Genomic DNA, 25,503 nt, shown 5'->3' with positions numbered 1-25,503 from the left:
ATGAGCGAAAAGACCACGTCCAGCTTGCTCTATCTTGACGGCGTTTCCGTCTCCTTCGATGGCTTCAAGGCGCTGAACTCGCTCTCCTTCATCGTCGAGCCCGGTGAACTCCGCGCCATCATCGGCCCCAACGGCGCCGGCAAGACAACGATGATGGATATCATCACCGGCAAGACCCGGCCGGACGAGGGCGAGGTCTTCTTCGACGGCGGCAAGATCGATTTAACCAAGAAGGACGAGGCCGAGATCGCCCAGCTCGGGATCGGCCGCAAGTTCCAGAAGCCGACGGTGTTCGAAAGCCATACCGTCTGGGACAATCTGGAACTCGCGCTCAACCGCAAGCGCGGCGTCTTTGCCACGCTGTTCTACAGGCTGACGTCCGAAGACAAGGCGCGCATCGAGGAGATCCTGGAGACGGTGCGGCTCACGCATCGCAAGGACGAGCTGGCCGCCAATCTCTCGCACGGCCAGAAGCAGTGGCTGGAGATCGGCATGCTGCTTGCCCAGGAGCCGAAGCTTTTGCTGGTCGACGAGCCGGTTGCCGGCATGACCGACGCGGAGACGGCGGAGACGGCCATTCTCTTGAAGGAAATCGCCAAGACCCGTTCGGTCGTCGTCGTCGAACACGACATGGGCTTCATCCGCGATCTCGGCGTCAAGGTCACCTGCCTGGCGGAAGGGTCCGTGCTGGCCGAGGGGTCGATCGATTCCGTCTCGAACGACCAGAAGGTCATCGAGAACTATCTGGGGCGGTGATGGCTCACCCTCCCCTTGAGGGGGGGTCGGGGCAAGGCGCCGGGGTGGGGTGACCGGTCGCACAAGGATCACCCCCACCCGCAGCTTCGCTGCGGCCTCCCCCCTCAAGGGGGAGGTGGGAACAAGACAACGGGAACAAACCCATGCTGACAGTCGAAAATGTCAATCTCCATTACGGTGCAGCCCAGGCGCTGCGCGGCGTTTCCATCAATGCCGAGATGGGCAAGATCACCTGCGTGCTCGGTCGCAACGGGGTCGGCAAGTCATCGCTGCTCCGCGCCATCACCGGCCAGCACGCGGTGTCGGCCGGAACGATCACCTTCAACGGCCAGAAGCTCAACGGCATGGCGCCGTTCAACCGGGCGCGGACAGGCGTGGGTTACGTGCCGCAGGGTCGAGAGATCTTTCCGCTCCTCACGGTGAAGGAGAATCTCGAAACCGGTTATGCGCCGCTGGAGCGTAAGGACCGCTTCATTCCGGATGATATCTTCGCGCTCTTCCCGGTGCTGGATACGATGCTGTCGCGGCGCGGCGGTGACTTGTCCGGTGGCCAGCAACAGCAGCTCGCAATCGGGCGGGCCATGGTGACGCGGCCGAAGATCCTGGTGCTGGACGAACCGACCGAAGGCATTCAGCCGTCGATCATCAAGGACATTGGCCGGGCGATCCGCTATCTTCGCGACACGACCGGCATGGCGATCCTGTTGGTCGAGCAATATCTGGATTTCTGCCGGGAGCTTGCCGATCACGTTTACATCATGGATCGTGGGGAGATCGTGCATCAGGGGGCGGCGGAAACACTGGATACCCCGGAGGCGCGGCGCCACCTGACCGTGTGATTTTGCATGACAGGGTTGATGATTTATTAGCGAAGTCGGGTTGATGCTGGGGCCACGCGTGATATTGAACGCGCACCTGCAAACAGAAGGCACATCCATGACAACCAGCACGGTTTTCCCACTCGTGCGGGCACGCGGTATTTCGCGCGTGGTCGCGGGGCTCTTTCTCTTCGGTCTGTCCAGCACTGCCGCCCATGCGGCAGGGTGCGGCGAACCCGTCCAGGCCGGTCAGTACAGCCTGACCTTCCAGGCCGGAGGCGTGGAACGCGAGGCGATCTATGTCATCCCCTCAAACTATTCGGGCAAGAAGAAGGTTCCGCTGGTCCTCGACTTCCACGGCTCCAATAGCAATCCCAAGGTCCAGCTTGGCCGCAGCCACTGGAACGAGGTCGCCGAGCGCGAGGGCTTCGTCGTGATGGCGTTGGCCGGCAGCCTCAAGGGCGAGATGCCGAATACCTATGCTTGGAACGTGCCGGGTGTCACACAAGCCCAGGGGGCGGATGAGTCGCAGGCAATCCGCGAACTTCTCAAGCGCGCCAAGGAGACGCTCTGCATCGACGCGAGCAAGGTCTACGCCTCCGGCTATTCCGGCGGCGGGCGCATGTTGTCGCAATATATCTGCAATGGCTATGGCGACTTCGCTGCCGCCGGCTTCGTCATGGGCCTGCGCGCCGGCACACCCGTCGAGGAAAATGGTGTCTGGCAGCCACGCCGCGATAGCTGCCAGCCAAGCCGCCCGGTCTCGATCATCGCCTTTTCGGGCAAGAAGGATCACGTCAATCCGTTCGAGGGCGGTGGCCGGGCCTATTGGCGCTATGGCGGTGAAGTGGCGCTCAACCGCTGGGCCGAACTCAACGGCTGCGAGACGCGGGCCTCTCTCGAGGCCGGCGAGAATGCCGACGTTTCCACCTATGCCGGCTGCCGTGCTGGCAACAGCGTCGTCTCCTATGTGATTGCCAGCGCCGATCACGCCTGGCCGGCCCGCACCGTCCGGTTCCGCCTTGCCTCCAACGGCGACAAGGCGATCCGCGAGGTTGATGCCACCGACAGAATGTGGGAGTTCTTCAAGGCTTCGGGCGGCGAGATGATCGCGACGGTCGCGGTCGACGCTGTCTGCAGCGACAAACAGAAAACCGCCGCGGTCAGCGATGGCGGGCAGGGGACACGGTGCACGCCATCCAGCAAACCAGACAGCAACGCGCCCGCGGTATCGGGAGACTTGTAACCAAGTCGCTCGGCGGGCGCACGCGCATCGCCGAGCTTTACCAGGAAGGGGCGGCCAAGATCCGCCTGCCTGAGAGCTTCACCGACGAACTCGAGGCGGTGACAATCAACACCGCCGGCGGCATTACCGGCGGTGACCAGTTCGATTGGAGCTTTCGTGCCGGCCCCGGAAGCTTTCTGACTGCCACGACCCAGGCCTGCGAGAAGATCTACAAGGCATCTGCCCGTACCGGCCAGATCACCACGCGGATCGAGGTGGGCGAGGGCGCTCGCATGCACTGGCTGCCACAGGAAAGCATTCTCTTCGACAACGCATCCCTTACGCGCCGGCTTGAGGTCGACCTCGCTGTGGACGCCGAGTTCCTTGCTGTCGAGGCCATCCTGCTCGGGCGCAAAGCTATGGGCGAGGCGATGAATACGGGCCTTGTGCGCGACCGTTGGCGGCTCCGCCGCGAAGGGCAATTGTTGCATGCTGAAGAGCTGAAGCTGGAGGGCGATGTCGCCAACCTTGTGGCGTCGCCGGCGGTGCTGGCCGGGCGTGTTGCCTTTGCGACTCTCATCCTCATCAGCCCGCGTGCCGAAGCGCTGATCCGCCCAATTCGTGAGCAGATCGGTGAAGAAATGGGCGGCGTAAGTCATTGGCAAGGCAAGCTTGTTGCCCGTATCGCCGCCCCCGACGGGTTTGCCTTGAGAAAAATCCTGATCCCGGTCATTTCGGCCTTGCGCGGGGGCGCGTCTGTGCCAAAAGTCTGGACTCTCTGACGAACACGCCATTGGAGCACGCATGAATCTGACGCCGCGGGAAAAGGACAAACTGCTGATCGCGATGGCCGCCATGGTGGCCCGTCGTCGGCTGGAACGGGGCGTGAAGCTCAATTATCCGGAAGCGATCGCGCTGATCACCGACTTCGTCGTCGAAGGTGCGCGTGACGGCCGAGCGGTGGCGGATCTGATGGAGGCGGGCGCCCATGTCATCACCCGCGATCAGGTGATGGAAGGCATTGCCGAGATGATCCACGACGTGCAGATCGAGGCGACCTTCCCCGATGGGACGAAACTTGTCACCGTGCACGAACCCATTCGTTGAGGACTGAGATCATGGCGCTGGAGCTTCGACCAAACTGCGAATGCTGCGACAAGGATCTGCCGCCGGAGAGCCTTGCGATGATCTGCAGCTTCGAATGCACCTATTGCGCCGACTGCGCCTCGACTACGCTTGCCGGCATCTGCCCGAATTGCGGTGGAGAACTGGTGCGTCGGCCGATCCGGCCTGCCGCCAAGCTCGCCAACAATCCGGCGTCCACCACACGCGTCCTGAAAGCCGAGGGCCGCCAGCCTTCGCGCGCTGCCTGAACCTGCTCAAGGAGAGATCGATGATCCCCGGTGAAATCATTGCCGCGCTTGGCGAAATCGAACTGAATGCCGGCCATCCGACCGTGACGATCGAAGTCTCCAACAGCGGCGATCGGCCCGTCCAGGTGGGCAGCCACTACCACTTCTTCGAGACCAATGCCGGACTGCTCTTCGAGCGTGACAAGGCGCGCGGCATGCGGCTCGATATTCCAGCTGGAACGGCGGTACGCTTCGAGCCGGGGCAGACGCGTCAGGTGACGCTGATCCCGCTCTCGGGCAAGCGCGAGGTCTATGGTTTCCGCCAGCAGGTCATGGGCGGCCTCTGAGATGCGCGAGGCGGGGGCTTGGTCATGGGGCGTGCGATGAACTGGGGCGTGATCCTGATGCTGTGCGGTTGCGTATTGCTGCAAGACGCGCCGGCCTCGGGTGAGGACGTGCGGGACGTCGATTGCAACAATGCCCAGACCCAGGCCGACATGAACCAGTGTGCGGCCGAGGACTATCGAAAAGCCGATGCCGCAATGAATGCCCAATGGGCCGAGACACGCGCCGCCATGCTCGCATGGGACAAGGCGACGCCACCCTCGGACGGCAATGGAGCAGCCAAGCGGCTTCTGGCTTCGCAGCGTGCCTGGCTCGCCTATCGCGACGCGGCCTGCGATGTCGAAGGTTACTCGGTCGAAGGTGGTTCGATGCAGCCATTGGTGATTTCATCCTGCCTTGCGGAGCTGACGCGGCGCCGCACCGAGGAGCTGAAATCGCTGGTCGGGCTCTTTTGAGGGTGTGACGCGATGGCTCAGGCGAGACAGATCATGATTGTCGGCAATGGTCCTGTTGATGCGGCGGCAGCGCCTCTGATCGACGGGGCCGATCTGGTGATCCGCTTCAACAGCAGCCGGAATTTCGGCGCGGCCGGCCGCAAAACCGACATCATCGCCGTCTGCAATACCGGGCGACCGGGGGCTCAAATGCTCGCCGATCCCGCCTGGCGCGAGAGCGAGGCGGTGCACCGGACCGCCGAGATCTGGTCCGTACGCGATCCCGTCAAGTTCGCCGAACTCAAGCCGCAGCTGGCGATCAGCCATCCCGAGCTCGACGATTTCTGCGACGACTACACCGACGGTTTCGCGACATTTGCGACGGCCAATGGCAAGCAGCACAGGATCATCCATGGCGACGTGCACACGGCCTTGGATGAGGCGCTTCTGGCGCTCGAGGCCGAACCCTATGTCGTGCCGTCGAGCGGCATGGTGGTGATCCAGGCACTGCTCACCGATCCCCGGCATGCCGAGGACACGATCATTCTCGCCGGCTTCGGCCATAGCGGCTGGGACGGTCATCCCTTCGAGGCCGAGCGCCGTCTGGTGGACCGTTACATCGCCAGCGGTCGCGTGATGCGGCTGCAACCTCTCTTTGCTTCCTCCCTCTCCCAAGGAACCTGACACCCATGTCCTACAAGATGTCCCGCGCCGCCTATGCTTCGATGTTCGGTCCGACCACCGGCGACAAGGTGCGTCTTGCAGATACGGAGCTGTTCATCGAGGTGGAGAAGGATTTCACCACCTATGGCGAAGAGGTGAAGTTCGGCGGCGGCAAGGTCATCCGTGACGGCATGGGCCAAAGCCAGGTGACGCGAGCGGACGGGGCCGTCGATACCGTCATCACCAATGCGCTGATCCTTGACCACTGGGGCATCGTGAAAGCCGATATCGGCTTGAAGGACGGCCGCATCGTCGCCATCGGCAAGGCCGGCAATCCGGACACGCAGCCTGGCGTCAACATCATCGTCGGCCCGGGCACGGAGGCGATTGCCGGCGAGGGCAAGATCGTCACGGCCGGTGGCATGGACGCGCATATCCACTTCATCTGCCCGCAGCAGATCGAGGAGGCGCTGATGTCCGGCCTCACCTGCATGCTCGGCGGCGGAACGGGGCCGGCGCATGGGACGCTCGCCACCACCTGCACGCCCGGCCCCTGGCATATCGCCCGGATGATCGAGGCCGCTGATGCCTTCCCGATGAACCTTGCATTTGCCGGCAAGGGTAATGCGTCTCTTCCCGGCGCGCTCGAGGAAATGGTTCTGGGAGGTGCGACCTCGCTCAAGCTGCATGAGGACTGGGGCACGACGCCTGGTGCCATCGATTGCTGCCTTTCGGTCGCCGACCAATACGATGTCCAGGTGATGATCCACACGGACACGCTGAACGAAAGCGGCTTTGTCGAGGATACTGTCAACGCCATCCGGGGCCGCACGATCCACGCCTTCCATACGGAAGGGGCGGGCGGCGGCCATGCGCCTGATATCATCAAGATCTGCGGCCAGATGAATGTCATCCCGTCGTCGACCAATCCGACGCGGCCCTACACGGTCAATACGATCGCCGAGCATCTGGACATGTTGATGGTCTGCCATCACCTGTCGTCGTCGATCCCGGAAGACATCGCCTTTGCCGAAAGCCGTATCCGCAAGGAAACGATCGCTGCCGAAGACATCCTGCACGACATCGGCGCCTTCTCGATCATCTCGTCGGACAGCCAGGCCATGGGCCGCGTCGGCGAAGTGATCATCCGCACCTGGCAGACGGCCGACAAGATGAAGCGTCAGCGCGGTGCGTTGCCGTCGGAAACCGGCGACAACGACAACATGCGCGCCAAGCGCTACATCGCGAAATACACGATCAATCCGGCGATCGCCCATGGGGTCAGCCACGAGATCGGCTCGGTCGAAGTCGGCAAGCGTGCCGATCTCGTCATCTGGAACCCGGCCTTCTTCGGCGTGAAGCCTGACATGATCCTGATGGGGGGCATGATTGCGGCCGCCCCGATGGGCGATCCGAATGCCTCCATCCCGACGCCGCAGCCGGTGCACTACCGGCCGATGTTCGGCGCCTATGGCAAGGCACGCACCAACACCTCCGTCACCTTCGTCAGCCAGGCGGCGATTGATTCCGGCCTCGGCAACCGTCTCGGTGTCGCCAAACAGCTGGTCGCCGTTAAGAACACCCGTGGTGGTATCTCGAAGAAGTCGATGATCCATAACGACTTGATGCCCCATGTGGAAGTGGATCCGGAGACTTATGAAGTGCGCGCTGATGGGGAGTTGCTGACCTGCGAGCCGGCGACCAAGCTGCCGATGGCGCAGCGGTATTTCCTGTTCTGATGATTGCGGCTCTCCGGTTGCTAAAATGGATGGGCGGCCTGTTGGTCGCCCTTCTGGTCTCTCTGGCCTTGGGTACAGTCGTCCCCCGCCCTCTGACCACGCCTGCTGGTGCCGCCGTTCAGGGCGAGACGCAAATCCTGCTGCTCGCCAACCCGATCCACACGGATATCGCGCTGCCTGTCGATAACGAAGTGCGGACCGCCTTTGCCGATCTCGTTCCCTCCGGCCTGCCGGTCGACATGCCCGGCGTCGAGTATCTGATTGTCGGCTGGGGCGGGCGATCCTTCTATGTGGAGACACCGACCTGGGGCGATATCCGGCCGCTGCCGGTCCTGAAGGCGCTGACCATCGATCGCTCCGTCCTGCATGTCTCAGTTGCCGGTCCGATCGATCCTGCCCATCCCACGGTGCGTCCGCTGATGGTGACGCCAGAAGCGCGCAGCCGGATGATTGCTGCGATCCGGGAGAGCTTCATCCGCGATGGCGGTTTGCCGGTTGCCATTCCCGGTGCGGCCTATGGTGCCGACGATGTATTCTTCGAGGCCAAAGGTGTCTTCAACGCCCTTATCGGCTGCAACACCTGGACGGCTGCGGTGTTGCGTGCGGGTGGGGTGCGTACCGGCTGGTGGACGCCCTTGCCGCAATTGCTCGATCTTTCCATCGATCTTCACCACGGCGCCTGAGGGTGGCCATCATCATCTGAGCTTGCGCTATCGGACGAGAATCTCGTCCAATTTAGGGGCTTCCGAAGTCAATGCGGCGATCGATCGTATTTTAGCGATTCGATTAGGGATTGGGGAAGCGACACTGCCTAATCCAGTACGCATCTTCATGAAGGAGCGGGCGGTTGAGTCGCGGCAGCAAATGGCTTTGGCGGCAGGTCGATGTGGGGGCGCTGGATAGCGCCGGCGCGGTCCGTCGCTTTGCCCTGTCGGTGGGTTTCCGGGCGGTGATCGCAACCAGCCTGGCAGGCCTCGTCTTACTGCCGCTCCTCTATGTCCTCAACGTCGTCGCCACGCCGATCGACCAGACGATGCGGCTGATGGTGGCCTTTTCCTGGCTGTTCGGCGGTGTGCTTTCGGCAGCTTGCGCCTTCGTCGCCGGCCATGTAGTGCGTGAACTCGTGCTGTCGCGGCGCAGGTTCGAGCGTCTCAGCCGCACCGACACCCTGTCCGGTCTCGCCAACCGCCGGGCCTTCAACGAGGCGTCTCTTGCCACAGGCGGGGAGGCGTCGCTGGCGATCATCGATGTCGACCGGTTCAAGACGATCAATGACCGCTACGGCCATCAAACGGGGGATCGCGTCATTCAAGCGATATCCAATCTCTTAAAGGAGGTCTTCGGCGAAGCGCATCTCGTCGCCCGCCTTGGCGGGGAGGAATTCGGCGTCATCGTCAGGGGTGGCAGCGTCGCCGAAAGGCTTGCCCTTGTCGAGCAGGCGAGACGTCGTGTGGCGGCCGAAACCATCCTGTTTCAGGATGCGGAGCTTCGCGTTACGGTTTCGGCCGGCGTTGCCGAATTTGCGCCGGGAAAGCGGCCCGAAAACGTCTATGCCTGGGCCGATAAGGCGTTGTATCTGGCCAAGGAGAGCGGACGGGACTGCGTTTTCCACGAAAATTCGCTCGCCCTCGTCGAAGCCTTCCCGAGCGACCATGCGCCTGAAGATGCTCAGCTTTTTGCGGCCATAGGGCGCCGGGGCTGAAGAACGATCTTGCTGTTTGCCTCATTCCTGTGCATGGTTCAAAAAACAGTCATGCCGGAGTTTCCATGCAGCGCGCAACGTCTTTCAAACCCGCCGGTTTCATCACCGACGCGCCTGATGGCGTCGTTGTGCTTCCCCATGACGGGCGCCATCTGCGGCGCAAGCTCTTGCATCTCGACCATGGCGAGATGGTCATGCTCGACCTCAAGGAGCCGGTGCTGTTTCATCATGGAGACCGGCTCGTGCTCGACGATGGCACGACCATCGAGATCCAGGCGGCGGACGAGCGGCTCTTCGAGATCCGTGCGCGCGATACACTGCATCTGATCGAACTCGCCTGGCATCTCGGTAATCGGCATCTGGCGGCACAGATCGAGACCGACCGCATTCTCATCCAGCGCGATCACGTCATCCGCGACATGCTGGTCGGGCTCGGGGCCGAGGTCAGCGAAGTAGTCGAGCCGTTCCAGCCGGTGCGCGGGGCCTATCATGCCCATGGTGGCCACGGATCTCACGGGGGGCACCAGGATGCCGGCCATGGCCACGGCTGAACTCGGAGCCGGTGGCCTTGCCGGACGCCAGGCGCTCCTGCGTCTGATGGCCTGGCTGTCTCCGGCCTTCCCGGTCGGCGGCTTCTCCTATTCGGCGGGCTTCGAAAGTGCGGTGGTCGAGGGTCATGTCGTCGATGGTGACGCGGTCGAGGCATGGCTTCAGATCCTGATCAGCGACGGCGGGCTGCGCAATGATGCAATCCTGCTCTCCGAGGCGCATCGGCGGCAAGGAGCGGGCGAGGCGCTCGATGATCTGATTGCGCTCGCGACCGCATTGGCTGGATCGGCCGAGCGCCACGCGGAGATCACCCGGCTCGGCGAGGCCTTCGTCAAGGCTGCTTCCGCCTGGCCGCATCCCGTGATCGACGCATTGGCTGGGCCTGTGCCTTACAGCGTTGCTGTTGGTGCGGTGGCCGCAGCCCATGGGGTCGATCGATCGGACGCGCTTGCCGCCTTCCTGCATGCGCAGATGTCGCAATATGTCTCAGTCGCGATCCGCCTCGGCGTGATCGGACAGACGCGCGGCGTGGCGATCCTCGCTAAATCGGAAAGCCTCATTCTCGATGCTGCCGCCAGATTTTCCGAGCTCGGCCTCGACGATCTCGGATCCGCGACCGTCATTGCCGATACGCTCAGCATGCGCCACGAGACGCAATACTCACGGCTTTTCCAATCTTAGGCGAAAGCGCTCACACAGGACGAAGATGATGAAATCGAAGAATGGTCCTCTCCGCGTCGGGATCGGCGGACCGGTCGGATCCGGCAAGACGGCGCTCACTGAAAAGCTCTGCAAGGCCATGCGCGACGACTATTCGGTCGCAGTCGTGACCAACGACATCTATACGCGCGAGGATGCCGACGCGCTGATCCGCATGCAGGCATTGAGTTCGGACCGCGTTGTCGGCGTCGAGACTGGCGGCTGTCCGCATACGGCCATCCGCGAGGATGCCTCGATCAATCTGAAGGCCATCGCCGATCTCAATGCACGAATCCCGGATCTCGACGTGGTCTTCATCGAGTCGGGCGGCGACAATCTCGCGGCAACCTTCTCGCCCGACCTCGCTGACATCACGCTTTACGTCATCTCGGTGTGCCAGGGCGAGGAGATCCCGCGCAAGGGCGGTCCAGGCATCACGCGGTCGGATCTGCTTGTGATCAACAAGACGGATCTCGCGCCGCATGTCGGAGTCGATCTCGAGGTCATGGAGCGGGATGCGGGACGGATGCGCTCGGAGCGCCCCTTCGTCTTTACCGATCTGAAGCGGGGTTCCGGCGTCGACAGGATCGTCAGCTTCCTGCAGCAGAGTGGGGGGCTCTGAGCGGAAGGCAGGGGTGCCGGGTGCCGATGCCCTCAGATCTGCCTGAGGGCGTTGACGTCGCTGATCTGGATCGTGCGTCCACGCACCACGACGCCTACGCGCTTGAGCGTTGAGAACGCGCGGGACAGGGCCTCCGGTGCCAGGCCCAGCTTGCCCGCAAGCAGGCTCTTCTGGAACGGCAGGCGGATGGAGGCCGGGCCGCCCTCGGCTTCACAATGGGTCAGGAGATAATGCGCCACGCGCTGCGGGGCGGTCTGCAGGCGGTCATTGGCGATACAGTCCATGGTCGTGCGCAGATGGTCGGACAGGCAGCGGATGACCGCCTTTGCGACATCCTTTTCCTGTTCGGAGAGGGCCCGGACGCGCTGCAAGTCAAAACGAGCGAGCGTCACCGTTTCAGCCGCCTGGGCGTTGTAGAGATACTTGTCGCCGACGGCCAGCAGGCATTCCGCAAAGGTATCTCCGGGACCGCAGATGCGGATGTCAGCTTCGCGACCGTCCTTGTTCAGGCGATAAAGGCGAACATAGCCGGTCAGCACGCTGTAGAAGCTGTCGGCAGGTTCTCCTTCGCGGAACAGGACCTCGCGCGCCTCGTAGGTGGAGATGTTGGCAATCTCCATCATCGAGGCCATCGCCGTGGGGGCCAGTTGTGACAAGAACGACGTCCGCAGAAGCGTGTTCTTGTCGCGCGCGTTCAGTCTCAGGATCTTGTTCACGGTCGTCACGGCTCCCCATCCATCGCGGTATCAGGGCATGCACCGCTGCGGTCGTCGTGCCGCATCCGCCTCGTCGGAGGTGCACGTCTCCTGCAGGTCCGGGTGATCGTGCCCTTTCCAGTGACAGTCACATTATCGCGAGCAGCGGGAGACCGGATTGATTTCGATCAACCGCAAAGCGGCAAATCAGATTTTCCTAATCTGAGTGTGGCAGCTGCTAAAACGCCAAAAGCCGGGCGCTTGGGCCCGGCCTCTGGTGACGCTATGGAAAGGTCTTACTCTGCCGCGAGCGGTGGCAGGTTGATGACATTGCCGTTGCCATCGCTCTTGCGGTTGACAGGCTGGCTGCGTTCGACGGCTGCGACACGCTTTTCCATCGCTTCAATCGCCTGCACGTTCTTGCGGGCGAGGAAGGAGAGGACTTCCGGCGTGAGCGGCTCTTCCTCTTCCTCCTTCTTGCCGACGAAGCGACCGAAGAACCATCCGAGCAGTCGGGAGACATCGTCGAGGATCAGGAAGAAGGCCGGCACGACCACGAGGCTCAAGACCGTCGAGACGATGATGCCGCCGATGACGGCGATTGCCATTGGCGCTCGGAATGAGCCGCCTTCGCCGACACCGAGCGCCGAGGGCAACATGCCCGCCGACATGGCGATCGAAGTCATGATGATCGGGCGGGCGCGCTTGCGGCCCGCTTCGACCATGGCCTCGAGCCGGTGCATGCCCTGACGGCGCATTTCGATCGCGAAGTCCACCAGCAGGATGGCGTTCTTGGTCACGATGCCCATCAGCATCAAAATGCCGATCAGGACGGGCATGGAGAGCGCGTTGTTGGTGATGATCAGTGCGACCGCCACGCCGCCGATCGCGAGCGGCAGTGAGAACAGGATGGTGAAGGGCTGGATCACGTCCTTGAAGAGCAGGATCAGCACCGTCAGCACCAGAAGCAGGCCGAGGATCATGGCGTTGACGAAGCTCTGCTGCATCTCGGCCTGGATCTTGGCGTCGCCGCTTTCAGCCAGACGGACACTTGCCGGGATCTCGGCACTCTCAACCGTCGTTCGGAAGACGGCCGTTGCCGTATCGAGGGCGACACCCTGCGGCAGTCCTGCACCGATCGAGACGACACGGTTGCGGTCGTTGCGCTTGATCGACGAAACGCCCTCGGCGTAGTCGATGTCGGCGACGCTGGAGAGGGGCACGGTGGCGCCGCTTGCCGTTCGCACCTTCAGCGAACGGATGGCGGCGAGATCCGTGCGCAGGCCAAGCGAAGCCTGGACGCGGATCGGGATCTGGCGGTTGTCGAGCGAGATCTTCGGCAGGGCTGCATCCACGTCGCCGATGGTTGCCACACGCACCGTCTGGGCGATCTGCTGCGCGGTGATGCCGAGGCGGGCTGCCTCGTCGGCGCGGGGGCGGATCTGCAGTTCAGGACGCGGCAGGGCACCGTCGGCGCTGACATTGGCAAGTTCGGGCACCTGGCGAAGCTTGGCTTCGAGGATGCCTACAGCCTGATTCAGCTCTTCCTCGTTCTTGGAGAGGAAGTTGAAGGTGATGTCGCGCTCACCGCGGTCATTGAGCTTGGTGACCCGGATATCCGGAATGCCGGCAAGCTTTGCGAAGACTTCTTCTTCGACATCCCATTGCGGACGGATACGCCCGTTTTCGGGAAGTTTCGGCAGATATTGGCCGATCAGCGGAATGCTGCCGAGACCGCCATTGACGAGCGTCTTGGCGAGCGAGTGCTCGATCCGGTCGAGATTCATGGTGACGCTCGCACGGCGCAACTCCAGATCCCCGCGCGGCGAGGAGCCGCCGAGGATGAAGATGCTGTCGACATCCGAGACGTCCTGGATGGCTGCGTAAATCTCGTCGGTCTTGCGTTCCGTTTCGTCGAGCGTCGCATTTGGCGGAAGCTCGACGGAGAGCACGATACGGCCTGCATCTTCCGGCGGAATGAAGCTGCCGGGGACGCCTGCGAGAAGGATGATCGAGCCCACCAGGAAGGCGATGGCAGCAGCCAGCGTGCCGAGGCGCGAATACCAGTGGCGCGTCGTGAAGCGCACGAGCTTCGTGTAGAGCTTCAGCGGCAGGCTGTCGTTGTCGTGATGGTCGTCCATCGCGTCTTCCGCCCGCATCAGATAGGCGGCCATCATCGGGGTGATGAGACGCGCCACAAGCAGCGAGAAGAAGACGGAGAAGGCCACAGTCAGGCCGAACTGGATGAAGTACTGGCCGGGAATGCCCGGCATGAAGGACACCGGCACGAAGACGGCAATGATCGTAAACGTCGTCGCGATGACGGCGAGACCGATTTCGTCCGCCGCCTCGATGGCCGCCCGGTAGGGCGTCTTGCCCATCTTGATGTGTCGGGCGATGTTTTCCACCTCGACGATCGCATCGTCGACGAGAATACCCGTCGCCAGCGTCAGGGCCAGGAACGAGACGAGGTTCAGCGAGAAGCCCATCATGTCCATGACCCAGAAGGTCGGGATCGCAGACAGCGGCAGGGCAACGGCGGAGATGAGTGTCGCACGCCAGTTGCGCAGGAAAAGCAGAACCACGATGACGGCAAGGATAGCACCCTCGACGAGGGTATGCATCGCGGCTTCATAGTTGCCGTAGGTGAAGTAGACCGAGTCGTCGATCATCTCGATCTGGACATCGGGGTTCTCGGCGCGAACCGTGGCGAGGCTTTCGGCCACGGTTTCGGCCACGGTTACTTCGCTGGCGCCCTTGGCACGGAATACGGCGAAGGACACGACCGGCTTGCCGTCGTGACGGGCGAAGGACCTCTGTTCCTCATAGGTGTCGTAGACACGGCCGAGATCCGAGAGCTTGACGAAACGACCGCCGGGCAGGGCGATGGAGGTGTTCGCAAGGCTTTCCACATCGCGGTTGTCACCGAGTGTGCGGATCGACTGCTCGGCACCCGCCACCTGACCGCGGCCCGAGCCGAGATCGACATTGGTGCCCTTCAACTGACCAGAGATATCTGATGCAGTAACGCCCAGTGCATCGAGGCGGTTGGGATCGAGTTCGACGCGCACTTCGCGATCGGCGCCGCCATAACGGTCGACGCGGCCGATGCCGGGCTGGCCCTGCAAGGCGCGCTTGACGGTGTCGTCGACGAACCAGGAAAGTTCGGCAAGGTTCATGTTCGGCGAGGAAACAGCGAAGCTCTGGATCGCCTGTCCCTCGACATCGATCTTGGTGACGATCGGCTCCTCGACGGAGGCCGGAAGATCGCCACGGATCTGGTCGATCGCGTCCTTGACGTCCTGTACCGCCTGTTCGGTCGGCACTTCCATGCGGAACATGACGACCGTCTGGGACTGGCCGTCGGTGACGGTCGAATTGATCTCGTCGACGCCGGTGATCGAGGCCACCGCGTCTTCGACCTCCTTCGTCACCTGGCTTTCGAGTTCAGCCGGCGAGGCGCCGCTCTGGCCGACGGTGATTGCCACCAGGGGCACGTCGATGTTCGGGAAGCGGGTGATCGGCAGCGCATTGAACGACTGGATGCCGACGACCATCAACAGGAAGAAGGCCAGGATCGGCGCAATCGGATTGCGTATGGACCATGCAGAGAAGTTCATGGCGTCGTCGCCTCTCAGTTGGAAACGCTGCTGGTTTCTTCCACGGGATTGATGCGGTCGCCGTCACGGACGAAGACGCCCGCCTTGGCCACCACCTTGTCCCCTTCGCTTAGGCCTTCGGTCACCTCGACATAGGCGCCGTCCTGAATGCCGGTGCGGATCTCCACCATCTGGACGCTGCCATCGGAAACCTTGCGTACCGTCGTCTTTCCGCCCTCGGTGGTAATCGCCGAGAGGGGTAGGGCAATGCCCTTCGTCTCAGTCACAATAATCGCCGCATTCCCATACATGCCAGAGCGAGCCGCCGCGTCATCATCAAGCGCGATGTGCACCGAGCCGAGGCGCGTGACCGGATCAATCACCGGAGACACGAGGCGGATGGAGCCGGACAGCGGTTCGGCGCGTCCGGCAACCGAGATGGCCGCCTTCTGGCCCGGCTGCAGGCGCAGGATATCATTTTCCGGGACGTCCGCCACCAGTTCGATCTGACCGTCGCGGATGACGGTGAAAAGTGGCTGACCGGCGCCGGATGCGATCGCGCCGATGCGCGCATTGCGCACGGAAATCGTGCCGGCCACAGGCGACTTGACCTCGGTGCGCGCAAGTCGCAGATCGATGTCGGCGATCTGGCTGTCGACGACCTTGATATCGGCATCAGCGACCGTAATCGCCTGACGGGCGGTTTCCACGCGAGCGGTGGCGCTTGCGAGCGCTGTTTCGGCCTGCTCTTTTTGTGCGGTCGAGACGGAACCGGAAGTGACCAGGCGCGTTGCACGATCGAACTGGCGCTGTGCGTCACTCAGGCTCGCTTCGGCTTCGACGACTTGAGCCTGATACTGGGCAAGTGCCGCTTCCGCCTTGGCGCGGTTGGCCACCAACTGGCTACGCTGGAGCACGAGCGTGTCTTCGTTCAGTCGCGCAACAACAGCGTCGGCTGCGATCGTGTCGCCGACATCGGCTTCGAGAGACTTGATCTGCAGCCCTTCGACCTGGGGTTGGATCTGGACCTCTTCAACGGCCATGACGGTCCCCGTCGCAACGACGCGGTCCACCAGGTCGCGGGTCTGGGCCGGCGTGACGATGATGGCTGGAAGGTTCTGGGCGGGTGCCGGAGGTGTCGGCTGCTCCTGCGCCAGCGCGACCGAGGCCGACAGCGAGAGAGTGGCGGCCATCAATACGGCCTTGGCGCTCGTGTTAAGAAACATAGGTCCCTTCCCAAAGATCTATTATGCAGTTCACGCCCTGATACGTGGCGACAAGCCTTTCGGCTCACCGCCCCAATCCCGCCTGACGATAAAGCGCGTCTTCACAATCGCGGCATTGAAATCTGGTGAAAGAGGTGGGGGATGGCGAAACCGCTTGCAAGTGGCGGAACAGCCGATTCCATGATTCCTCTGAAAATTGTTCAATATAGAACGGTAGTGTTGCCGAACTGCCAGACCAGGCGTCTGAATCGATAAGCAGAACCTACAAAAAACACGGGGACCACTGCCCCCGTGTCTCTATTTTCGATGGTCCGCCAGGATCAATTCAGGGCCGCGTCGGTGATCTCGGTCGTGAAGGCGCCGGTCGGCTCCTTGGTGATGACCGGATCCGAACCGCCGCCAAGCAGGGTCTTGACCGTGCGGTCGTAGTCGGCCTGGTCGAGGGCGCCATTGGAGCCTGCCGTCAGCTTGGCGACTTCGCTCATCATGCGCTTCTGATGGGCTTCGGTCTGCGCGCCGGACGCATCGTTTTCGAGCACGATTTCTGCCGCTTCGTCGGAGTTCTCCTCGGCATACTTCCAGCCCTTCATCGAAGCGCGGACGAACTTGACCATCTTTTCCTTGAAGGCCGGGTCCGCGAGCTTGTCTTCGAGCACGTAGAGACCGTCTTCGAGGGTGGCCACACCTTCGTCTTCATATTTGAAGGTCACCAGTTCCTCCGGCTTGATGCCGGCATCGATGACCTGCCAGTATTCGTTATAGGTCATGGTCGAGATGCAGGCGGCCTGCTTCTGCAGGAGCGGGTCGACGTTGAAGCCCTGCTTCAGAACGGTGACGCCGCCGTCCGAACCGTCGGTCTTGATGCCGAGCGTGCTCATCCAGGACAGGAACGGATATTCATTGCCGAAGAACCAGACGCCGAGCGTCTTGCCCTTGAAATCCTCCGGCGTGGTGATGCCGGTTTCCTTGAGGCAGGTCAGCATCATGCCCGAGGACTTGAAGGGCTGGGCAATGTTGACGAGCGGCACACCTTTTTCGCGGGTGGCAAGAGCGGACGGCATCCAGTCGACGATGACGTCTGCGCCGCCACCGGCCAGAACCTGCGGAGGAGCGATGTCGGGGCCGCCCGGCTTGATTTCGACGTCGAGGCCTTCTTCTTCGTAGAAGCCCTTGTCCTTGGCGACGTAGTAGCCGGCGAACTGGGCCTGGGTCACCCATTTCAGCTGGAGGGTCACCTTGTCGGCGGCAGCGGCCTGCATGGCGGTCAGCGAGACCGCAGCAGCCAGCAGCAGGGATGCGAGTTTGACAGTCATTTCAGTTCCCTCTTTTTTGTTGGTTCAGTTCACGCCCGTCCACCACGGACGGACGGATGCCAGAAGGTGGCCCGGCGTTCTGCCAGTGCCACCAATCCGTAGAAGACCGAGCCGGCGAGTGCGGCAACCGCAATCTCGGCCCAGACCATGTCGACGTTGGAGCGTCCGACCTCTGTCGAGATACGAAAGCCCATGCCGACAATCGGGGTGCCGAAGAATTCTGCCACGATCGCACCGATTAGCGCGAGGGTGGAATTGATCTTCAGCGCATTGAAGATGAAAGGCCAGGCGGCGGGAAGCCTAAGCCGCACCAGCGTCTGCCACCAGGAAGCGGCATAGGTGTGCATCAGGTCGCGTTCCATGTGGCTGGCGGCCGCCAATCCCTGCACGGTGTTCACGAGCATCGGGAAGAAGGTCATGATCACGACGACGGCAACCTTGGACTGCCAGTCGAAGCCGAACCACATGACCATGATCGGGGCGATGCCGACGACGGGCAGCGCCGAGACGAAGTTGCCGATCGGCAGCAGGCCCTTCTGCAGGAAAGGCGAGCGATCGATCAGGATCGCGACGATGAAGCCGAGGCCACAGCCTGCAACATAACCTGTTATCACCGACTTCAGGAAGGTCTGCTGGAAATCCGCCCAGAGGATATGGGTGGAGGTGAGGATGCGGGCCCAGATCATCGAGGGGGCGGGGAGCAGGATCGAGGGGATCTCGAAGCCGCGCACCATGCATTCCCAGATCACGAGCAGGGTGACCCCGAATATCAGGGGGACGGCAAGCCCGATTGCGCGTTTCGTCGTCTGGTCCTTGGGACGGCGGCGGACAAGCCACTCGTTGAGACCCCAGGCGCCGAGCCAGAAGAGGATAGCGAAGACGAGGTAACCGTTCATGGCTTGACCCCCATGCGTGCAAGAACCCGTGTGTGGGCCATGCCGACGATCGAGACGAGCAGGGCGGCGAGCCCCGCCGCCATGAAGAGGGCAGCCCAGATCTGGATGGTCTGGCCGTAATATGAGCCGGACAGCAGACGGGCGCCAAGACCTGCGACGGCCCCTGTCGGCAGCTCACCGACGATGGCGCCGACCAGCGAAATCGCGATCGCCACCTTCAGCGAGGTGAAGAGATAGGGCATGGAGGCCGGCCAGCGGAGCTTCCAGAAGGTCTGAGACTGGCTGGCATTATAGGTGTGCATCAGGTCGAGCAGCAGGATGTCCGGACTGCGCAGGCCCTTCACCATGCCGACGACGATCGGGAAGAAGGAAAGATAGGTGGAAATCAGCGCCTTGGGCATCAGTCCGGAGATGCCGATGGAATTCAGAACCACGATGATCATCGGCGCGATCGCGAGGATCGGGATGGTCTGGGAGGCGATGACCCAAGGCATCAGCGACTTGTCCATGGCGCGGTTGTGCACGATGGCAATCGCAAGCACGATGCCGAGCACGGTGCCCATGGCGAAGCCCATCAGCGTCGCCGATAGCGTGATCCAGGCATGATAGACGAGGCTGCGCTTGGAGGTGACGGCCTTGTTGATCGTCGTGTCCCAAAGCTCGGCGACGATCTGGTGCGGTGCCGGCAGGACCGGGCGCTCCTGGGCGAAGGTCCGCTCAACGATCTGGGAGAAGGTGATCGTCTCGCCGGCGCGTGCGGCCTGATCGCGGACGAACGGCGCGTTCAGATAGACGACGAAGACATGCCAGAGGACGAGGATGGCCAAGAGGACCGTCAAGACTGGAAGGATGCGGTCACGAAAGGCGGAAGGGGCTGACGTCATCAGACACCTCCTTTTGCAGGAAAGAGCATCAGGGCCATGGAGACGACACCGAGTGCAACGCCGGCCATCTGGATGTTGCTCAGCCTCTCGCCGAAGAGGAGGAAGGCAATGACATTGATGAGCACTAGCTGGGCGACCGCAGAGGCGGAGATGGCAAGGCCTAAGCCCCCCTCGCGCATCAGCTTCACCATCATCAGATTGCCGATGCAGTAAAGGGCGAGCGAGGCTGTAAGCACCCAGAGCTTGCCGTTGTCGACATAGGCGCGGCTGACGGTGGCGGCACCGAGGAAGGTCGCCATCGCGGCACCCAGCCAGAGAAGGAAGGTGGGGTTCATGGGGTGGGTTCCACTTCTGCAGCGACCGACACCCGCCCCTTGAGGGGGAGGGTCGGAGCGAAGCTCCGGAGTGGGGTGATGTGTGAAGCGTCAGCGTCGAATAAGGAGGTCGAGCTCGTCGCCCGGGTCACCCCCACCCGCCGCTTCGCGGCGACCTCCCCCCTCAAGGGGGAGGTGGGGAGCGAGTGACCGGCGTCTACCACGCCGATGGCCTTGCCCCTCATCCGCCTGCCGGCACCTTCTCCCCGTCGCAACGGGGAGAAGGGACGTGCGGCACCGCGCTGGCCGTCCCCTCTCCCCGCCTGCGGGGAGAGGGTGAGGGTGAGGGTGAGGGGCATCTTTCCCTCAGGCATCGCACTATTCTTCATAGCTATGCCCCGCCTTCAGACCCTCGCGCACCCGGTGCGCGATCTCAAGAAACTCCGGGGTCTCGCGGATGTCGAGCGGGCGTTCCTTCGGCAGTGTCGACTCGATGATGTCGGTCACTCGGCCAGGACGCGGGCTCATGACGACGATCTTGGTCGAGAGGTAGACGGCCTCGGGGATCGAGTGGGTGACGAAGCAGATCGTCTTGTTGGTGCGGTCCCAGAGCTTCAGAAGCTCGGAATTCAGGTGATCGCGGACGATTTCGTCGAGCGCGCCGAAGGGTTCGTCCATCAGGAGCAGGTCGGCGTCGAAGGCGAGCGCGCGGGCGATCGAGGCGCGCTGCTGCATGCCGCCTGAGAGCTGCCAGGGATATTTCTTGGCAAAGCCCGAGAGGTTGACCAGCTCCAGCGTCTGCTCGATGCGCTTCTGCTTTTCCGCAGCGCTATAGCCCATGATCTCGAGCGGCAGCGCGATGTTGTTTTCGATCGTGCGCCACGGATAAAGCGCGGCGGCCTGGAAGACATAACCGTAGGAGCGCGCCTTGCGGGCATCCTCCGGTGTCATGCCGTTCACCGTGATCTCGCCGGCGGTGTGTTTCTCGAGGTCCGCGATGACGCGCAGGAAGGTGGTCTTGCCGCAGCCGGAGGGTCCGATGAAGGAGACGAAATCGCCCTTCTTCACCTCCAGATCGACATTCGACAAGGCGTGGACGGGGCCGTCATTGGTCTCGAAGGTGAGGCTCAGGTTCTTGGCCGAGACGACGGAGTAGGGTGCATTCATGCGCTGGGACCAATCGGGTTAGTTGCAAAGGCAGCCTGCCTCTTGCATTCTTTGGACATGCGGCCGCTCGGGAGCAGCGGGCCGGGCGTGGCGGACGGGCCGCCGGGACAAAGAGGACGGGACAATGGACGCATCAGCAAAGCCCACCTGCCGGATCGTGAAGCCCGGCCATACCTATGAGGGCAAGCAGGGGCTGAGTTATTTCGAAGGCATCGCTGCCGAGACCGTGGGGGCCAAGGGCATCTGCATGCATGTCTTGACCATGCCGCCGGGTGCGCGCGCCAAGGCGCATCTGCACGAGAGCCACGAGACGGCGATCTATATGCTCTCCGGCCAGGCGCACACCTGGTATGGCGACCGGCTGGAAAACCATGTCGTGGTTCACGCAGGCGAGCTGTTCTACATTCCGGCCGGCGTGCCGCATCTGCCGGCGAACCTGTCGAACGCCCCCTGCACGGCGATCATCGCGCGTACCGACCCGAACGAGCAGGAGAGCGTCGTGTTGCTGCCGGAGCTGGATGGGTTGGTCGAGTTGTAACGTCGGGCTCATGTCGCCAGCCTCTCTGTTCGGGGCAGGGCGATCAGCCAGTAGATGATCGCGCAAATCATGCCTGTCGGGACCAGCGACAGGGCCATTGATGCCGAGTTCTGATTGAAGAAGCGGCCCCAGGTTGCCAGCTGCAGAAGGGCGATGCCGGACAGAGGGCATGCGGCACCGGCAATGGCGAAATGCCACCAGCGATTCCAGTGCATCCGCAGCAGCACCCAGGTCGCCAGCAAGGTGAAGGGAGCTGCCAGCAACAAGGCGACCGGCATGATTTCCACGGTCAGCCGAAGTGCTTGAAGAATGGAGCCGGGAAAGATCAGGACGAAGAGCGGCAGTCGACCGTAGGTGACGGCATCTGTGACCTGAAGCGTCGCCCAGATGCCCATGACGCCGACAAACACGGCGGCTGCATAGCCCGCGCCGAAGCGCGCACTTCTCCGCAGCCATGTCTTCTTCGCTGGCGTCACGCTCAAACCCCCGTCGCCGGAATGCCCGTGCGTTCGACCTTGCGCGGCGCCACGAGTTCCTTCCAGGTGGAGAGAGCTTTGTTCACGGCGGTAAACGGCTCGCGGTGCACGAACTTGCCATGGCCCTCGCGGGTCTTCACGGCGTTTTCCTCGATCGCGACATAGCCACGGGTCAGCGTGTAGCGCGGCAGGCCGGTGACCTCCTTGCCTTCGAAGACATTGTAGTCGATCGAGGACTGCTGGGTCTTAGCGGAGATGGTCTTGGAGCGCTTGGGATCCCAGACCACGAGATCGGCATCGGCGCCGACCAAGACCGCGCCCTTCTTCGGGTAGATGTTGAGGATCTTGGCGATGTTGGTCGAGGTGACGGCGACGAATTCGTTCATCGTCAGGCGACCGGTCGCAACACCATAGGTCCAGAGCATCGGCATGCGGTCCTCAAGCCCGCCGGTACCGTTCGGGATCTTGGCGAAGTTGCCGACGCCGAAGCGCTTCTGTTCGCTGGTGAAGGCGCAGTGGTCGGTGGCAACAACCGAGAGCGAGCCGGACTGCAGGCCGGCCCAGAGTGAATCCTGATGCTGCTTGTTGCGGAATGGGGGCGACATGACGCGGCGGGCGGCGTGGTCCCAGTCCTTGTTGAAATACTCGCTTTCGTCGAGCGTCAGGTGCTGGATCAGGGGCTCGCCATAGACGCGCATGCTCTTCTGGCGGGCGCGGCGGATCGCTTCATGCGCCTGTTCGCAGGAGGTGTGCACGACATAAAGCGGGACACCGGCCATGTCGGCCAGCATGATGGCGCGGTTGGTGGCTTCGCCCTCGACCTCAGGCGGACGGGAATAGGCGTGGGCTTCCGGCCCGTTATTGCCTTCGGCCAAGAGCTTGGCCGTCATCGAGGCCACGACGTCGCCGTTTTCGGCATGGACCATCGGCAGCGCACCAAGCTCGGCGCAGCGCTGGAAAGAGGCGAACATCTCGTCATCATTCACCATCAACGCGCCCTTATAGGCCATGAAGTGCTTGAAGGTGTTGATGCCCTTGTCCTGCACGATGGTCTTCATCTCGTCGAAGACGCCTTCGTTCCAGCCGGTGATCGCCATGTGGAAGGAGTAGTCCGATGTGGCGCGTGAGGTCTTGTTGTCCCACATCTGAAGGGCTTCGAGCAGCGATTGGTCGGGGGCGGGCAGGCAGAAATCGACGACCATGGTCGTGCCGCCGGAGAGACCGGCACGCGTGCCGCTTTCGAAATTATCGGCGGAGTAAGTGCCCATGAACGGCATTTCCAAATGTACATGCGGATCGATGCCGCCCGGCATGACATAACAGCCTGTGGCATCGAGGGTCTCGTTTCCGGAGAGGTTCTGCCCGATCTCAACGATCACGCCACCCTCGATCTTGACGTCAGCCTTATAGGTGAGATCGGCGGTGACGATCGTGCCGCCCTTAATGACAGTGGTGGTCATGGCTATTGCTTCCCTCCGTTTTCGGCTTCGTTTGTTGGTATGCTGGCTAGGCCGAGGCCGGTTATGTGGATCAGAGCGGTTTCGAGCCGCTTTATTTCGCCGGTCGTAAGTCTTCCAATCCGCTGCCGGATCACGTCCCGCCTTAACGGGGAGAGCTTTTCGACCATAATCTGCGAGATCTCTTGCAGACCATTTTCAGGACTAGGCACAATGATCGGACGAAGCGTTGGGGCGTCGATCAGATGCGTCGTCATCGGGCAGCAGAGGATCGTGCTGAATAGGCCGAGGAGTTCATCCCTCTGAAGGATTACCGCGGGTCTTGGTTTGCCCAATTCCCCTGGAAAGACTGCGATCACGATGTCCCCTCGCGTGAGCGTCACGGCTTGTCCCAGTCAGTTGGACCGACGCCCTCAAGCCAGTCGGTCACATCGTCCCGTTCGTCAGCTTCTGCAACTCGTCGAGCCTCCTCAGCGAGTTGCGCCCTGATGGTTTCATTCTCGAGATCAGGCACCCAGATTTCGACCGGCCTGTAGCCCCGCCGCAGCAGGTCGGCGCGCTCTTCCGGTGACAATTCCCTCGGTCGTCCCATGGTTCGCTCCCGTTCAGGACTGTTCGCAAGGCCTGATCCTACGCCACAATCTCCGCCGTCTCCAGAACCGCGCGTAGCAGTACATCCGCGCCCGCCGTCGCCCAGTCCTTGGAGATTTCTTCCGCCTCGTTGTGGCTCAATCCGCCGACGCAGGGGCACATGATCATGGTCGAGGGTGCGACCTTTGCTGCCCAGCAGGCGTCGTGGCCGGCGCCGGAGATGATGTTCATGTGGGAATAACCGAGGTCTTCCGCGGCCTTGCGGACGGAGGCGACGAGTTTTTCGTCGAAAGTGACCGGATCAAAATGGCCGACGGCCTCGACCGAACAGCCGACGCCGAGTGCGGAACAGATTTCGGCTGCCTTCGCCTCGATCGTCGCGCGCATGCGGTCGAGCTTCGCTTGCTCGGGCGTGCGGATGTCGACGGTGAAGACGACGGTCCCGGGCAGGACGTTGCGGGAATTAGGCGAGAACTTCACCTGGCCGACACCACCGACCGCGCCGGGTTGTTCGCTCATGGCGACCTCCTGGACCATTTCCATGATCCGGGCCATGGCAAGGCCGGCATTGACGCGCAGGTTCATCGGGGTGGAGCCGGTATGGGCTTCACGGCCGGTGAGCGTGAATTCCAGCCACCATAGACCCTGGCAATGCGTGACCACGCCTATCTGCTTGTTCTCGGCTTCGAGGATCGGGCCTTGTTCGATGTGGTACTCGAAATAGGCGTGCATCTTTCTCGCGCCGACCACTTCGTCGCCCAGCCAGCCAATGCGCTTCAGCTCGTCGCCAAAGGTCTTGCCGTCCATGTCCTTGCGGCCATAGGCATAGTCCTGGTCGATGACGCCGGCGAACACGCCAGAGGCCAGCATGGCGGGGGCGAAGCGGGCGCCTTCCTCGTTGGTCCAGTTGGTGACGACGATCGGATGCTTCGTCTTGATGTTGAGGTCATTCATCGACCGCACGGCCTCTAGGCCAGCGAGGACGCCCAGCACGCCGTCATATTTGCCGCCGGTCGGCTGGGTGTCGAGGTGGCTGCCGATATAGACGGGCAGGGCGTCGGGGTCGGTGCCGGCGCGGGTCATGAACATGTTGCCCATGGTGTCGACGCCCATGTTGAGCCCCGCATCTTCACACCAGCGCTGGAAGAGGCGGCGGCCTTCCGCATCCTCGTCGGTCAGGGTCTGGCGATTGTTGCCGCCGGCAATGCCGGGGCCGATCTTCGCCATCTCCATGAGCATGTCCCAGAGCCGATCGCCGTTCACGCGAAGGTTCGTGCCGGTTTGCGCCGTCATTGCAGGTCCTCACCTGTTTTGCTGGGACCGGATCTTCCGCCCGTTCCCCTTGTTCCCGGGGTCAACAACAGCGACTTGTCTTTGTTTTTTCGCTGTCGTATCGGCAGTTGCCTTTATTTGACATCTGTCCAATAATTTGACCGACTGGTA

General features: G+C 62.4%; 29 protein-coding genes. 16 read left to right on the top strand and 13 right to left on the bottom strand.

Annotated elements, in window-relative coordinates; translation table 11 throughout:
- From urtD to ureG, 15 genes are all read left to right on the top strand, one after another.
- Positions 1–756 carry an urea ABC transporter ATP-binding protein UrtD gene (gene urtD, locus ACQKP1_RS14870; protein WP_427275850.1) on the top strand — a complete coding sequence of 252 codons (756 nt, stop codon included), beginning with the start codon at positions 1–3 and terminating at the stop codon, positions 754–756.
- A 143-nt stretch (positions 757–899) separates the two neighbouring features.
- Positions 900–1,595: an urea ABC transporter ATP-binding subunit UrtE gene (gene urtE / locus ACQKP1_RS14865; protein WP_153762647.1), complete on the top strand. Its 696-nt coding sequence runs from the start codon at positions 900–902 to the stop codon at positions 1,593–1,595.
- Positions 1,596–1,692: 97 nt separating this feature from the next.
- Positions 1,693–2,820, top strand: coding sequence for an alpha/beta hydrolase family esterase (locus ACQKP1_RS14860; RefSeq protein WP_427275849.1), 1,128 nt, complete (start codon positions 1,693–1,695; stop codon positions 2,818–2,820).
- Positions 2,763–3,581, top strand: a complete 819-nt coding sequence (locus ACQKP1_RS14855; protein WP_427275848.1) for an urease accessory protein UreD — start codon at positions 2,763–2,765, stop codon at positions 3,579–3,581. Before ACQKP1_RS14860 ends, ACQKP1_RS14855 begins: the two co-directional genes overlap by 58 nt.
- A 22-nt stretch (positions 3,582–3,603) precedes the next feature.
- Positions 3,604–3,906, top strand: a complete 303-nt coding sequence (locus ACQKP1_RS14850) for an urease subunit gamma (RefSeq protein WP_006725821.1) — start codon at positions 3,604–3,606, stop codon at positions 3,904–3,906.
- Between the two features lie 11 nt (positions 3,907–3,917).
- Positions 3,918–4,172 carry a DUF1272 domain-containing protein gene (locus ACQKP1_RS14845; protein ID WP_427275847.1) on the top strand — a complete coding sequence of 85 codons (255 nt, stop codon included), beginning with the start codon at positions 3,918–3,920 and terminating at the stop codon, positions 4,170–4,172.
- Positions 4,173–4,192: 20 nt separating this feature from the next.
- Positions 4,193–4,498: an urease subunit beta gene (locus ACQKP1_RS14840; protein WP_427275846.1), complete on the top strand. Its 306-nt coding sequence runs from the start codon at positions 4,193–4,195 to the stop codon at positions 4,496–4,498.
- A 24-nt stretch (positions 4,499–4,522) separates the two neighbouring features.
- Positions 4,523–4,951, top strand: coding sequence for a lysozyme inhibitor LprI family protein (locus ACQKP1_RS14835; protein WP_427275845.1), 429 nt, complete (start codon positions 4,523–4,525; stop codon positions 4,949–4,951).
- A 12-nt stretch (positions 4,952–4,963) separates the two neighbouring features.
- A complete protein-coding gene (locus ACQKP1_RS14830; RefSeq protein ID WP_427275844.1) occupies positions 4,964–5,614 on the top strand; it encodes a Urease operon accessory protein in 651 nt (216 codons plus the stop codon).
- A gap of 5 nt (positions 5,615–5,619) precedes the next feature.
- Positions 5,620–7,332, top strand: a complete 1,713-nt coding sequence (gene ureC, locus ACQKP1_RS14825) for an urease subunit alpha (protein WP_427275843.1) — start codon at positions 5,620–5,622, stop codon at positions 7,330–7,332.
- Complete coding sequence (locus tag ACQKP1_RS14820; protein WP_427275842.1) at positions 7,332–8,015, top strand: TIGR02117 family protein; 684 nt, start codon at positions 7,332–7,334, stop codon at positions 8,013–8,015. The genes ureC and ACQKP1_RS14820 overlap by 1 nt, the downstream gene beginning before the upstream one ends.
- A gap of 164 nt (positions 8,016–8,179) precedes the next feature.
- Entirely contained in the window at positions 8,180–9,034 is an 855-nt protein-coding gene (locus ACQKP1_RS14815; RefSeq protein WP_427275841.1) for a GGDEF domain-containing protein, read from the top strand.
- 65 nt (positions 9,035–9,099) lie between these two features.
- The gene (gene ureE, locus ACQKP1_RS14810) at positions 9,100–9,585 is read left to right on the top strand and encodes an urease accessory protein UreE (protein WP_427275840.1); all 486 of its coding nucleotides are present in this window, start codon (positions 9,100–9,102) and stop codon (positions 9,583–9,585) included.
- Entirely contained in the window at positions 9,572–10,264 is a 693-nt protein-coding gene (locus ACQKP1_RS14805; RefSeq protein ID WP_427275839.1) for an urease accessory protein UreF, read from the top strand. Before ureE ends, ACQKP1_RS14805 begins: the two co-directional genes overlap by 14 nt.
- 28 nt (positions 10,265–10,292) lie before the next feature.
- A complete protein-coding gene (gene ureG / locus ACQKP1_RS14800) occupies positions 10,293–10,904 on the top strand; it encodes an urease accessory protein UreG (protein WP_006725811.1) in 612 nt (203 codons plus the stop codon).
- A 32-nt stretch (positions 10,905–10,936) separates the two neighbouring features.
- Here ureG and ACQKP1_RS14795 read toward each other — a convergent pair whose 3' ends face one another.
- The 8 genes from ACQKP1_RS14795 to ACQKP1_RS14760 all read right to left on the bottom strand — a co-directional run bounded on the left by ACQKP1_RS14795 (position 10,937) and on the right by ACQKP1_RS14760 (position 20,998).
- Positions 10,937–11,620 (bottom strand): Crp/Fnr family transcriptional regulator, encoded by a 684-nt coding sequence (locus tag ACQKP1_RS14795; protein WP_427276461.1) that lies wholly within the window; start codon positions 11,618–11,620, stop codon positions 10,937–10,939.
- 275 nt (positions 11,621–11,895) lie between these two features.
- Positions 11,896–15,219 (bottom strand): efflux RND transporter permease subunit, encoded by a 3,324-nt coding sequence (locus ACQKP1_RS14790; RefSeq protein ID WP_427275838.1) that lies wholly within the window; start codon positions 15,217–15,219, stop codon positions 11,896–11,898.
- A 14-nt stretch (positions 15,220–15,233) separates the two neighbouring features.
- A complete protein-coding gene (locus ACQKP1_RS14785) occupies positions 15,234–16,424 on the bottom strand; it encodes an efflux RND transporter periplasmic adaptor subunit (protein ID WP_427275837.1) in 1,191 nt (396 codons plus the stop codon).
- Between the two features lie 320 nt (positions 16,425–16,744).
- Positions 16,745–17,737 (bottom strand): ABC transporter substrate-binding protein, encoded by a 993-nt coding sequence (locus ACQKP1_RS14780; protein ID WP_427275836.1) that lies wholly within the window; start codon positions 17,735–17,737, stop codon positions 16,745–16,747.
- Between the two features lie 29 nt (positions 17,738–17,766).
- Complete coding sequence (locus ACQKP1_RS14775; protein ID WP_427275835.1) at positions 17,767–18,633, bottom strand: ABC transporter permease; 867 nt, start codon at positions 18,631–18,633, stop codon at positions 17,767–17,769.
- Complete coding sequence (locus ACQKP1_RS14770) at positions 18,630–19,517, bottom strand: ABC transporter permease (RefSeq protein WP_427275834.1); 888 nt, start codon at positions 19,515–19,517, stop codon at positions 18,630–18,632. Before ACQKP1_RS14770 ends, ACQKP1_RS14775 begins: the two co-directional genes overlap by 4 nt.
- Positions 19,517–19,852 (bottom strand): hypothetical protein, encoded by a 336-nt coding sequence (locus ACQKP1_RS14765; RefSeq protein ID WP_427275833.1) that lies wholly within the window; start codon positions 19,850–19,852, stop codon positions 19,517–19,519. The genes ACQKP1_RS14770 and ACQKP1_RS14765 overlap by 1 nt, the downstream gene beginning before the upstream one ends.
- A gap of 357 nt (positions 19,853–20,209) precedes the next feature.
- Positions 20,210–20,998, bottom strand: a complete 789-nt coding sequence (locus tag ACQKP1_RS14760) for an ABC transporter ATP-binding protein (RefSeq protein ID WP_427275832.1) — start codon at positions 20,996–20,998, stop codon at positions 20,210–20,212.
- Between the two features lie 124 nt (positions 20,999–21,122).
- Here ACQKP1_RS14760 and ACQKP1_RS14755 point away from each other — a divergent pair, with 124 nt between their 5' ends.
- Entirely contained in the window at positions 21,123–21,536 is a 414-nt protein-coding gene (locus tag ACQKP1_RS14755; RefSeq protein WP_427275831.1) for a cupin domain-containing protein, read from the top strand.
- A gap of 8 nt (positions 21,537–21,544) precedes the next feature.
- On the opposite strand, the gene ACQKP1_RS14750 is transcribed toward ACQKP1_RS14755, so the two are convergent.
- Genes ACQKP1_RS14750 through ACQKP1_RS14730 form a run of 5 tightly spaced genes read right to left on the bottom strand, consistent with a single transcriptional unit; the run spans position 21,545 to position 25,353 of the window.
- On the bottom strand, positions 21,545–22,012 hold the full coding sequence (locus ACQKP1_RS14750; protein ID WP_427275830.1) for a hypothetical protein: 468 nt from the start codon (positions 22,010–22,012) through the stop codon (positions 21,545–21,547).
- Between the two features lie 2 nt (positions 22,013–22,014).
- Positions 22,015–23,472, bottom strand: coding sequence for a dihydropyrimidinase (gene hydA, locus ACQKP1_RS14745; protein ID WP_427275829.1), 1,458 nt, complete (start codon positions 23,470–23,472; stop codon positions 22,015–22,017).
- 2 nt (positions 23,473–23,474) lie between these two features.
- Positions 23,475–23,828, bottom strand: coding sequence for a type II toxin-antitoxin system PemK/MazF family toxin (locus tag ACQKP1_RS14740; protein WP_427275828.1), 354 nt, complete (start codon positions 23,826–23,828; stop codon positions 23,475–23,477).
- A gap of 20 nt (positions 23,829–23,848) precedes the next feature.
- On the bottom strand, positions 23,849–24,061 hold the full coding sequence (locus ACQKP1_RS14735) for an antitoxin MazE-like protein (protein ID WP_427275827.1): 213 nt from the start codon (positions 24,059–24,061) through the stop codon (positions 23,849–23,851).
- A gap of 38 nt (positions 24,062–24,099) precedes the next feature.
- The gene (locus tag ACQKP1_RS14730) at positions 24,100–25,353 is read right to left on the bottom strand and encodes a Zn-dependent hydrolase (protein ID WP_427275826.1); all 1,254 of its coding nucleotides are present in this window, start codon (positions 25,351–25,353) and stop codon (positions 24,100–24,102) included.
- Positions 25,354–25,503 lie beyond the last annotated feature (150 nt).

The organism is Allorhizobium sp. NPDC080224, from assembly GCF_050281005.1.
In the GTDB taxonomy this organism is placed as follows: domain Bacteria; phylum Pseudomonadota; class Alphaproteobacteria; order Rhizobiales; family Rhizobiaceae; genus Allorhizobium.
This window is presented reverse-complemented; position numbering and strand designations above follow the sequence as displayed.